General features: G+C 45.1%; 10 protein-coding genes. 7 read left to right on the top strand and 3 right to left on the bottom strand.

Annotated features, from left to right (window positions below; translation table 11 throughout):
- Nucleotides 1-86 precede the first annotated feature (86 nt).
- Nucleotides 87-959, bottom strand: a complete 873-nt coding sequence (locus RT064_RS02725) for an SPFH domain-containing protein (RefSeq protein WP_313061147.1) — start codon at nt 957-959, stop codon at nt 87-89.
- Nucleotides 960-989: 30 nt separating this feature from the next.
- Nucleotides 990-1,448, bottom strand: a complete 459-nt coding sequence (locus tag RT064_RS02730) for an NfeD family protein (protein WP_313061150.1) — start codon at nt 1,446-1,448, stop codon at nt 990-992.
- Between the two features lie 223 nt (nt 1,449-1,671).
- Here RT064_RS02730 and RT064_RS02735 point away from each other — a divergent pair, with 223 nt between their 5' ends.
- From RT064_RS02735 to RT064_RS02745, 3 genes are all read left to right on the top strand, one after another.
- On the top strand, nt 1,672-2,136 hold the full coding sequence (locus RT064_RS02735; RefSeq protein WP_313061152.1) for a MarR family winged helix-turn-helix transcriptional regulator: 465 nt from the start codon (nt 1,672-1,674) through the stop codon (nt 2,134-2,136).
- A gap of 282 nt (nt 2,137-2,418) precedes the next feature.
- Complete coding sequence (locus tag RT064_RS02740) at nt 2,419-2,835, top strand: Ohr family peroxiredoxin (RefSeq protein ID WP_313061154.1); 417 nt, start codon at nt 2,419-2,421, stop codon at nt 2,833-2,835.
- Nucleotides 2,836-3,063: 228 nt separating this feature from the next.
- Nucleotides 3,064-3,699, top strand: coding sequence for an NAD(P)H-dependent oxidoreductase (locus RT064_RS02745; protein ID WP_007117265.1), 636 nt, complete (start codon nt 3,064-3,066; stop codon nt 3,697-3,699).
- 150 nt (nt 3,700-3,849) lie between these two features.
- Here RT064_RS02745 and RT064_RS02750 read toward each other — a convergent pair whose 3' ends face one another.
- Complete coding sequence (locus RT064_RS02750; protein ID WP_313061158.1) at nt 3,850-4,896, bottom strand: TonB family protein; 1,047 nt, start codon at nt 4,894-4,896, stop codon at nt 3,850-3,852.
- Nucleotides 4,897-5,069: 173 nt separating this feature from the next.
- Between RT064_RS02750 and RT064_RS02755 the strand changes: the two genes are divergently transcribed.
- From RT064_RS02755 to RT064_RS02770, 4 genes are all read left to right on the top strand, one after another.
- Entirely contained in the window at nt 5,070-5,843 is a 774-nt protein-coding gene (locus RT064_RS02755) for an ABC transporter ATP-binding protein (RefSeq protein ID WP_313061161.1), read from the top strand.
- Nucleotides 5,843-6,787: an ABC transporter substrate-binding protein gene (locus tag RT064_RS02760; protein WP_313061186.1), complete on the top strand. Its 945-nt coding sequence runs from the start codon at nt 5,843-5,845 to the stop codon at nt 6,785-6,787. Before RT064_RS02755 ends, RT064_RS02760 begins: the two co-directional genes overlap by 1 nt.
- Nucleotides 6,780-8,867 carry a Fe(3+)-hydroxamate ABC transporter permease FhuB gene (fhuB, locus tag RT064_RS02765; RefSeq protein WP_313061163.1) on the top strand — a complete coding sequence of 696 codons (2,088 nt, stop codon included), beginning with the start codon at nt 6,780-6,782 and terminating at the stop codon, nt 8,865-8,867. The genes RT064_RS02760 and fhuB overlap by 8 nt, the downstream gene beginning before the upstream one ends.
- A gap of 104 nt (nt 8,868-8,971) precedes the next feature.
- The gene (locus RT064_RS02770) at nt 8,972-10,951 is read left to right on the top strand and encodes a TonB-dependent receptor (RefSeq protein ID WP_313061165.1); all 1,980 of its coding nucleotides are present in this window, start codon (nt 8,972-8,974) and stop codon (nt 10,949-10,951) included.
- The last annotated feature ends 30 nt before the right edge of the window (nt 10,952-10,981 follow it).

Genomic DNA, 10,981 nt, shown 5'->3' on the forward strand with positions numbered 1-10,981 from the left:
TTGGCGAATAAAAAACCGCAAGGTGATGCGGTTTCAATCAGCGGCTTCAGTCAGCGTTTTAATGAGCAGGTGAGTCACGCCAAATATCAAGGACGGTGGATTTTATCGCCCACTTCCCCCATCATACCGCGCACCGTGTTTAAGATATCAGCAGGCAGTACCACGGTTTTGGCATTGGGTGATTTTGACATATCAGTCATGGCTTTGATGTACTGCTCACCTAGTAGATATAGCAGCGGAATTTCGCGCTCGCCCACCGCTTCACTAATCAAGCGAATTGATTGCTCACTGCCTCGCGCCAGCACCACTTGCGCTTCGGCATCACGCCGTGAAGCCTCAAGACGTCCATCGGCTTCTGCAATCGCCGCTTGGCGCTGACCATCCGCTTTGGTCACTGTAGCACGGCGTTGACGCTCCGCAGCCGCCTGTTCTTCCATCGCCATTTGCATGGTGGATGATGGGCTAATATCTTGGATTTCCACGGTTTTTAGGGTAATTCCCCAATCGGCAATATCATCAGAAATTGACATTTTTAGCGCGGCTTTGATTTGGTCACGCGATGATAACGCACTGTCAAAATCCATGTCACCAATGATAGAACGCAGTGAGGTTTGTACCAAATTACGAATGCCCTGCTCGTAATTCTCAATACCATACACGGCACGCTCTGGATGCACGATATTGATATACGCCACCGCATTGGCGATAATCACGACGTTATCACGGGTGATGACCTCTTGCGATGGAATATCTAGCACTATGTCTTTGGTGGTTACTTTATATGCTATGTTATCGACATAAGGAATGATAAAATTCAACCCGGGCTCTAAGGTCTGATGGTATTTTCCCAAACGCTGTACAATCCATTTAAACCCTTGTGGTACGATTTTTACCCCTTTATAAAGGGTAAATAGCACAAAGGCGACCAAAAAAATACCAATACCGCTCAACGCTTCCATGACAATTCCTTTATTGATGCTTATTAATACTTATTGATGCTTGGTGGATTCTACAAGCAACTCATTTCCAATGACATCCACCACAATGGCTCTATCGCCAACTGCCAGCGGTGCGCTTTGGTAGCTACGACACACCCATTCATCCGCCCCAAAAATTGGCACACTAAAACGAATCTTGCCCAATTTATCTGCTTGCGGACTTTGAATAATCATGCCTGTTTCCCCGATAATAACCCCCGAACCCAATCCTGCTGTGGTACGATTTTGCATATACGGCTTGATAAATTTAAAACCAATGATAGTAGAAATCACCGACAGTATCAGCCATACCATCAGCCAAAAAAACCAGCTAAACGGTAATAACCATGACAAAGCGGCCACCACAATCGCCGCCACACCAATCGATAAACTCACAAAACTGGTCAAGAATAGTTCAAGAATAATCAGCACTAACCCCAAAATTAGCCAGTGCCAAGGCTCAATTAGCATATCCCCACCTTGATTTTTAGTATACCAAACCCATTATGCAAGATTATGAATTTAAAAACAAATGCCGTCATTTAACCCGCTATCTTTGTCACATTATGCACCATCATCGGCTATCAACTGCTTCACCACGCATACCGCTAATTGTGGTTAATGATTGCACAAAGATGTGTTTTTTCCTATAGTGGTCAATGACGCCTTCCTTTCTAGAGTCCCAAAAAATACGATGAGCCTTGATGCCCTCAAACTGAGTAACCAGTTATGTTTTCCCATTTATTCACTGTCAAAAAGTATCACTAACCACTATCGCCCCCTGCTAAAAGCCTTGGATTTGACCTATCCACAGTACCTTGTCATGTTGGTGCTATGGGAAAAAAGTCCACAAACCGTAGGTTCATTGGGCGATTTTTTAGACCTTGATACCGGCACACTTACCCCTTTACTTAAAAGACTTGAAGCCAAAGGCTTTGTGCATCGTGAGCGTGCCACGCAAGACGAACGGGTGGTACAAATATCGCTCACTGCGAAAGGGGATGACCTAAAAATCCAAGCCGCTACCATTCCCAGTGCTATGTTAGCCGCCATGCAGTTAGATGACGAAGCAATAAATCTGCTACAGCAAGTGGCGCAAAAACTCTGCCCGACTCATACAAGCGAGTGTACCCACAATCTATCACCCAAAAATCAATAAACAAATTTTTAGCATTAAGCGCTATCTGCCTACGTCTTATCTATTATCATGCGTCTTGTTAGGGTATCGTTAGATTTAGCATTTTTAGTCATTTGTTATTAGTTTGTATGCAGCGTGTGAGAATTTAATTACCGTGTCTAGGCACTGAAAATTATATTGTGTAAAATATAATTTTTTAAAACTTAAATATTAAAATCTAAATACTGGGGCGAATGTTGTAACGCCTGTTGCGGATTTCTTCATTCATTCACGCAAGTTAACAATTCAAAAAAAGGTAATCTTATGAAAATTTTTTATAAAACCCCAACCGCTACCTCAACAGGCGGCCGCTCAGGTCATGTTGCACTAGAAGATGGTTCACTGAGCTTTGATTTACAATCCCCTGAGCAAAATAGCACAGGCGTCAACCCAGAAAAATTATTTGCCATGGGTTATGCCGCTTGTTTTGACAATGCGTTGACTCATGTGGCACAGCGTATGAAGCTAGAAGGCGTCAGCTCAAAAACCTCAGCCGTGGTTGGGCTTGGTATGAATACCCAAGGCGGTTATGCGCTTGACATCGATTTGTATATAGAACTTAGCGGCGTCAGCGAAGAACAAGCGAAAGACTTGGTTGAGACCACGGACAAAGTCTGCCCGTATTCCAATGCCGTGCGTGGCAATGTGGATGTACGTCTACATACCCAAGTAGTCGCATAATCAATTTAACATAATTTCCATTGCAAGCGGCGTGCTCATCTGCCAAAAGACCAGTTCCCACACATTCGCCGTTTTGTTGAGCAAGTTGAAAGCCATCCAAGCGTTCTAACAGCCAATGACAAAATTGTTAACATCGAGCTTTCTTTAGCTTTCTTTAAAGACTCGGGCAATAACTCTTATCGCTCTACTATTATCATTATAGTTTTATCACTAGATTAGGAATATTTCATGTCACTGATTGAAAATTTACAATGGCGCCATGCCGTCAAAGCCTTTGATCCAAACCAAAGCGTGAGTCAAGAAAATATCGACAAAATCATCGAAGCCGCTCGACTTGCGCCCACCTCATCGGGATTGCAGCCATTTAAAGTTATCGTGGTCAAAAACCAAGCCATCAAGGCGCAGCTAGTGGCTGGTGCGCTCAATCCTGACTGCATGAAAGAATGTTCTCACGTGCTTGTTTTTGCAGGTTGGCAGGATTATAGCGCCGAAAAAATTGATACCGTGTATGACATGACCACAGATGAGCGTGGCTTGCCTAGAGGACGTTTTGATAGTTATACTTCCATGCTCAAAGCAAGTGTAGCCAAAAAAAGCGCAGATGAAAATTTTGAACATATCGCTCGCCAAGCTTACATTGGCTTGGGACTTGCGTTGGCACAAGCAGCAGAGCTTAAAGTAGACAGTTGCCCTGCCGAAGGCTTTGATCCTAAGCTGATTGACGAGGTATTAGGTTTAGAGAAATTGGGGCTAAAAAGCATCGTAATCATGTACGTGGGTGTCTCAGATCCAGCACGTGATTGGATTGCGCCTATGGCAAAAGTACGCGTAGCCACTGAAGATTTTGTTATCGAATACAATTAATTCATCAGCTAGCAAAAAAACCTCTAAGAAAAACCCTCTAAATAGCTTATTTAGAGGGTTTTTTATATCTACACCGGGCAAGTCATGTTGGCTAAAGCAATTTGTACGGGGATAAGCTTTATAAAGAACGGATTTTTTTAACAATCATCTTTATTGACAGCGAACCGGTAGATTGACAATACCCACCACCGGTACGCCATTTTTGGTAAAGGGGTTAAATTTGCCGCTCTTAGCCTGCATAGACAGTTGTCTATCGACTCTGACATTACCAGTCGATTTGGCTAAAGTGACGCTGGTTGGATTACCTTGTTTGTCCACCGTGTAGCGAATAATCGCTGTTAATGCGCCATTTTCGAGGTCTTCACTATGACAGCTAAAACTAGGTTGCCGTCGCCAACTTGCTTGCCCTGCCGAAAAGCTCACAGGTGAATTATTTTGCGCTTGTTGCGCTTCTTTATCCTTGTCGGCTTGTTCTTGTTTTGCCTTTTCGGCTTTCGCCCTAGCTTCATCTGCTTGTCTGGCTTTGGCATCAGCCAGTGCTTTTTGCCGTTCGAGGGCTTGCTGTCTTTCCAATTCTTGTTGTCGTTCCAATTCTTGTTGCCGCTCTAAGTCTTGCTGTCTGGCAAGTGCTTGTTGGCGCTCAAATTGTTGTTTTTGCGCTTGTTCGGCTCGCTCATTGGCGAGGGCTAGTTGCCTTGCCATGACAATGTTTTGGTCAACCTGTGGCGGCTTGACGATAGTTTTTTCTGCTGGTTTCAACGGTTTAGGGAATGGTTTAATCGGTTGTTCTACAGGTTTTTTAGCCATCGGTTTTTCGACTGTTTTCTCAATAGGCTTGCTGATGGGTTTTTCTATCGGCTTTTCTTTTGGTTTTTCTACTAGTTTTTCTATGGGCTTTTCTGTTGGCTTTTCGACGGGTTTAGGTAGTTTTTTTATCGGTTTTGGCTCGGCTGTTACCGTCATCTCTTCAGGCTTGTCTGCCACAGGGGGTGGCGTGATAAAGCTAATTTTTAATGGTGGCGTAACGTTGGGCGGTTTGATATCAGGCGTTGTCATATTTGCCAAGCTAATCGCTACGATACCGTGTAAGCTCAATACGCCAATCAGTGCCAACGCGCCCGACTTTTTATCGACTATGGCGCTAATATCGTTTGAGAAATGGGATTGACTAAAGTTAGCGTGACGTTGGATAGACATAGTTATAGCGCTGTATGTTTAGGGAAACTTTTGAAATCGCTGTATTATAGTGTGAATGATAATCATTATCAATATCTTAAATGATATTAATTCTTATTTATAAAAATTAATGATAATTATTATCATCAATGCTATGATTTGTCATTTTCAAAAACTTTTACCCTGGTCAACTCATGCTAACCACCCAATCGCTTACCGTCATGCGCCAACAAAAAACCCTCTTACACAACATCAATGTCACCATTGAGAAGGGAAAAATCTATGCCTTAATTGGGCATAACGGTTCGGGCAAATCGACATTGATTAAAGCTTTGGCAGGGGAAACCACCCCCACTAGCGGACAGATTTTATTACAGGATTTTGCTGACAAATCAATCTTTGATTTACCACCAAAAACCTTCGCCCAACAAGTCGCCTATTTACCGCAAAAATTGCCTGATGCCAGTCAATTTACGGTTGCCGAGCTGGTGATGTTAGGGCGATACCCTTATCAAAAATGGCTACAAAAGCCTACGCCACAAGACCACACTAGGGTGCGTGACGCAATGGCGCTGACCCAAGTCACCCCGTTTGCCGATCAATCAGTGGCAACGCTATCAGGGGGTGAGCGCGCCAGGGCGTGGCTTGCCATGTGTATCGCCCAAGATACGCCCTATTTGCTACTTGATGAACCACTTGCCCCGCTCGATATCGTCTATCAAGTTGAAATATTGCGTCTTATTCGTGATTTGGCACGGCAGAAAAACAAGGCGATTGTGATTATTATTCACGATATTAATCTTGCGGCACAGTTTTGTGATGAGTTTATTGCGTTAAAAAATGGCAAGCTTTGTCATGTGGGTGATATCGCCAGTACCATGCAACCGCAAGTGCTTGACCAGATTTTTGGTATCAATTTGCATTTATTAAGTCACCCAGTCACCGGTAATAAAGTGGCGGTGGTGTGATGAGAGCTTGTTGCTTATTGATTGTTTTGTTTTTTTTGACGGCTTGCCAGCCTCAGCGGGATTTAAAGCTTGAAGCACCGCCTGCAGACGCTCACAGCGTCAAAGTCATCACCCCTGATTGGGCGGTGGCTTCGACACTCACTGCCCTAGGCTATCCACCGATTGCCACAGGCGATACCAAAAGCTACCGTGAATGGGTGGGCACGCCCTCGCTGCCAAGCGATATTATCGATATTGGAGAGCGATTTACCCCAAACTTTGAACGGCTTGCCCAACTCACCTCAGCTTCTAACAATATCGTGATTATTGATAATGATTTTTATGCCCATCTAAGACCTGCTTACGGCAACACACTCCATAAGTCGGTGAGTTTTATGTCAAAAAACGCGGTAGCGACTTGGCAGGATTATGCTGAACCGACTCTTCAGCTAGGTGACATTATTCATCAGCAGCAGCGCGCCCAGCAATTTTTAACCCAGTCAAAAAAACAGCTTGGCGAGCTTGGTGCGACATTTCGCCAAAAGTATCCCCACATCAAAAAAATTGCGGTGGTGCAGTTTGCCGATAGCAATAATTTGCGCATTTATACCAACAATAGCTTGTTTCGACCGACATTTAAGGTGATGGGGTTAAATTTGATTACTCTTGAAGATCAGATGGGTAAAGGCAATCTTTGGGGATTTAATTCGCTGGCATTGGGTGATTTGGCAAAACTTGATGATGATACCTGTTTGGTAGTGGTTGAGCCGTTTAGCCCTATGCTACGTCAAGAATTAGCCAAGAATTTGCTATGGCAGCGGCTAGGCTATGGCGCAAGGGCTAACAATAGCCGCTGTATGGCAGTCTTACCGCCAGTTTGGCTATATGGCGGCGTGTCTTCTATGGTGGTATTTGGCGAGCGATTAAATCAGGCTCATTGGTTAGGGGGCAAGGCGAATGGTTAATAAAACTAGGCTACAACAGAACCAGCGAGATAATCAGCAAATTAATCAGCGAATTACCAAGCCCTTTAATGCCCCTGCCAGTTGGCTTTTTATTGGCTTATTGTCGCTGGTTTTAATGACCACGGCTTTAGTCGTTAAAACCACTTGGCATGATGCATTGGGATTATTATTTGCCCCTTCACAGTCGCTAACCTTAGCGCAAATGGTGGCGCAGCTACAAATTTTGCCGACTATATTAGTAGCGATATTTGCCGGCGGATTACTGGGCGTAGTCAGTGTCTTGCTACAACAATTGGTCAAAAATACCCTTGCTTCAGATAGTACGCTTGCGGTAGGAACAGGGGCACAATTGGCTTTATTAATTGTGACGCTGTTTTTTCCCAGTTTTGGCTTGTATGGTAGCTTTTGGGTGGCATTTGTTGGCGCATTGCTGAGTATGGGCTTGGTGTTTGCGATTGCTGCCAACAGTCGTATGAATCCTGTGGTGCTCATTTTGGGTGGTTTGGTGGTCAATATTTTGTTTTCTGCTATTTCCTCACTGTTGATGATTTTTTTCTCAGAAAGGGTTATGGGCGTTATGGCATGGGAAAGCGGTAACTTAACCCAAACCAGTTGGCAAAATAGCCAGTTTTTTGTGCTAATAAGCCTAGTCCTGCCCGTTATCTTGTTATTTTTGGTCAAACCTTTAACCATCATGAGCCTTGATGAACGCCAAGCCAAAGCCTTGGGAGTGCCTGTGGCTGCCGTGCGTATGGTGGTAGTAACCCTTGTTGCGGTAGTCACCGCAAGCGTGGTAAGCCGCGTGGGCGTTTTAAGTTTTGTCGGCTTGGCTGCGGCAAGTGTCGTTAATGTAGTAGCGATTCGCCCGATTGGGCAACGCTTACTGGCAGGATTTGCCTTTGGGGCGATGTTGTTATGGCTCACTAATAACATTGTGACGCTGCTGTCACCCTGGTTCAAACAATTACTTAACATAACGCTGCCTGTGGGGTCGGTCACAGGGATATTAGGTGCTGGGTTGATTATTTGGTTGGTTATTCGACAAAGTAAACAGCCCATGATTGCCGAACAAAGCCCTAGTCTGTTAGTCGGCAAACGCCGATATTTTGGTGGCGGTTTTTGGGCGGTTGCGGTCGGGTTGTTACTGCTTTTGACGGTCGGTGTATTAGGTATTTCCCCTGATGCGATGGGCAGTTTTGGGTGGCATACCGAGGCAAATTTTATCGAGAGTTTTCGCCTGCCGCGTACGTTATCGGCAATGGCAACAGGTGTCATGCTGGCTACCGCAGGGGCGCTATTACAAAACTTGACGCGCAATCCGATGGCAAGTCCTGAAGTCATGGGCATCAGTTCAGGTGCGGCATTGGGGGTGGTATTGGTGTTCGTGCTCAGTCCAGTGATACTAGGCATACTGGGACTGGCAACCGATTCTTTTTGGGCATTGGGATTGCCGTTATTGGGCGGACTGTTAGGTGCGGCTTTGGTGTTACTGTTGGTTTTGTGGCTTGCTCGTCGGCTATCCTCAAGTTACTTGTTACTCGTCGGTGTGGCGATTTCTGCATTGATGGGTGGTATGTTAACTTTAATCAAACTGTCAGGTGATCCTCGCTTACAAGCGATGCTCAATTGGCTATCGGGTACAACATATCATGCTTATCCTGTAACGGCGTGGGCATTAATGGTCATTGGTACAGTGTTATTTTTGCTCAGTTTTTTGCTACTAAAGCCGCTTAGGGTGATTAGCCTAGATGAAACGATGGCTCGCAGTTTGGGCGTATCAGTAAGACGTAGCGAAATACTGATTTTTAGCCTTGTAGCGGTGTTAAGCACTGTTTCGACACTGGCGGTTGGACCGCTAAGTTTTATTGGATTGATGACGCCGCATTTAGCCAAGACACTCGGGGCGGTGCAGTTACCTCACCAATTAGCCTTATCAGCGCTCCTTGGCGCAGGATTGATGCTGATTGCTGATTGGGTGGGACGTTATGCGATTTTTCCTTATGAAATACCTGCGGGCACAATCGCTTCCATCGTAGGCGGTTTATATTTTTTATGGTTAATGAAAGGGATGAAAAATTAAAACATAACTTCTTTGGTTACGGTATCATTACTTATTGTAAATAGAAATAATAATTGTTATCATTCGCAAAAATGTTTTATCTATTGTCTTTTGAGTGATTGAATATGCGTTTATCCCTATTATCTTTAGCCGTGCGTTCGGCTTTGGCAGCGAGTACGATTGGCTTATTATCAACCGCGGCGATGGCAGAAGAAGCAAATACCACGGATGCTGCCACAGAAACCCTACTCGATGAAATCGTGGTCACTGCAAGTGCGGATGCGTCAAAAACTGGTTTACTGCCAGCCTATCAAGGTGGGCAAGTCGCCACAGGTAGCCGTATCGGTATTTTGGGTAATCAATCGACCATGGAAACGCCTTTTTCGACCACCGCCTATACCAATGACTTTATTCTAAATAAACAAGCGGATTCTGTTGGGGATATCCTAAAAAAAGATTCAACAGTGCGTGTGGCTCGTGGCTTTGGTAATTTTCAAGAAGCCTATCTGATTCGCGGATTTGTCACCAACTCTGACGATACTATGATGAACGGCTTATACGGCATTATGCCCCGTCAATCTATCGCAAGTGAGCTATTTGAGCGGGTCGAAGTACAACGTGGCGCGAGCACCTTCCTAAATGGCATGGCACCCGGGGGTAGTAATAAAGGGGGCACAGTCAATTTGCTACCAAAGCGCGCCTCTCAAACGCCGATTCGTAAAGTCACTATCAGCAGCGAAAATGCCGAAAATGGTAAAATTGCCCTAGACGTGGGACAACGGTTTGGCGCAAATCAAGCGTACGGTGTGCGTGCCAACGTCGCTTATCAAGATGGCGGTACAGCAATCGATAATGAAAAAGCCAAATTGGGTTTGGTCGGTTTGGGCTTAGATTATCGCCAAGATAACATGCGGTTATCGGCAGATTTGGGTTATCAAAATAACGAACTACAAAAAACACGCACCAATGTCACCTTGTCAGGTTTGACCCGTGTACCCAATGCCGCTGATGCCAAAAGCAACTGGTCGCAACCGTGGAGTTATTCAAATGAAAAAGATGTGTTTGGTACATTACGCGCTGAATATGACCTTAGCCCAAATTTGACTGCGTATGGCGCGTATGGCTTTCGTCATGGCGAAGAAGAAAACTCGCTTGCTAATTTGACGGTTACCAATTTAAATGGTGATGGCACCACCTACCGCTTTGACAATGCCCGTGAGGACGACATCAACACAGGCGAAATCGGTATCCGTGGCAAACTGACATCAGGCAAAATCAACCATAACTGGGTAGTGTCTGGCAATATCTATAAAGCACAGACAAAAGCACCTTATCAATTTGATTGGCAAAACACGCTGACGACCAATTTATATCACCCAACCTCGTACGCCAAACCCAGCTGGTCAGCAGCGGCGCTAGCGGGTGGCGATTTGAGCCATCCTACCAAGACAGGCGAAACCACGCTCACCAGTGTGGCATTGGCAGACACCCTAGCCTTCATGGATGATAAACTTCAAGTGACCTTGGGGGCAAGACACCAAACCATTGAAGATGAAAGTTTTGACCCCACCACCCAAGCCAGCAATGGCAAATATAAAGAAAGTAAAACCACGCCTGCGTTTGCCCTATTATATCGCCCTAGCGATGAATGGTCAGTCTTTGCCAACTATATGCAAAGCCTCAGCAAAGGCGAAACTGCCCCACTCACCACCACCATCGATGGCGTAAACACTGAGCTGACCAATGCAGGTCAAGCCATGTCACCGTACGTCACCAAACAAAGCGAAATCGGTGTGAAATACGACCGCGGCGTTATCGGCGCAGGTCTCACCGCTTTTCAAACCAATAAGCCGCGTTATACTACCGTTGATACCACCTTTGAAGCGCACGGCAAAAACCAACATAAAGGCATTGAGCTCAATGTATATGGACAACCCACCGCCAATATGCGAGTGCTAGGCGGCATGACCTTCCTTAATACCCAACAAAAAGACACCGGTAGCGATGCCACTGAAGGTAAGCAAGTTATCGGTGCAGCAAAAAACCTGTTAAATCTAGGGTTAGAATATGACTTACCCCCTGAGACTGTAAAATATTTTGTGTAAACCCCAATAAACGACATAAGTTTACACAAG

It is taken from the genome of Moraxella sp. CTOTU49097, from assembly GCF_032064105.1.
GTDB classification, from domain to species: domain Bacteria; phylum Pseudomonadota; class Gammaproteobacteria; order Pseudomonadales; family Moraxellaceae; genus Faucicola; species Faucicola osloensis_B.

Bases quoted from the DNA above. Each gene is read 5' to 3' on its own strand.
- RT064_RS02750 (WP_313061158.1), bottom strand. From the start codon at position 4,896: ATGTCTATCCAACGTCACGCTAACTTTAGTCAATCCCATTTCTCAAAC.
- RT064_RS02725 (WP_313061147.1), bottom strand. From the start codon at position 959: ATGGAAGCGTTGAGCGGTATTGGTATTTTTTTGGTCGCCTTTGTGCTA.
- RT064_RS02770 (WP_313061165.1), top strand. From the start codon at position 8,972: ATGCGTTTATCCCTATTATCTTTAGCCGTGCGTTCGGCTTTGGCAGCG.
- RT064_RS02730 (WP_313061150.1), bottom strand. From the start codon at position 1,448: ATGCTAATTGAGCCTTGGCACTGGCTAATTTTGGGGTTAGTGCTGATT.
- RT064_RS02760 (WP_313061186.1), top strand. From the start codon at position 5,843: ATGAGAGCTTGTTGCTTATTGATTGTTTTGTTTTTTTTGACGGCTTGC.
- RT064_RS02745 (WP_007117265.1), top strand. From the start codon at position 3,064: ATGTCACTGATTGAAAATTTACAATGGCGCCATGCCGTCAAAGCCTTT.
- RT064_RS02755 (WP_313061161.1), top strand. From the start codon at position 5,070: ATGCTAACCACCCAATCGCTTACCGTCATGCGCCAACAAAAAACCCTC.
- fhuB (WP_313061163.1), top strand. From the start codon at position 6,780: ATGGTTAATAAAACTAGGCTACAACAGAACCAGCGAGATAATCAGCAA.
- RT064_RS02735 (WP_313061152.1), top strand. From the start codon at position 1,672: ATGAGCCTTGATGCCCTCAAACTGAGTAACCAGTTATGTTTTCCCATT.
- RT064_RS02740 (WP_313061154.1), top strand. From the start codon at position 2,419: ATGAAAATTTTTTATAAAACCCCAACCGCTACCTCAACAGGCGGCCGC.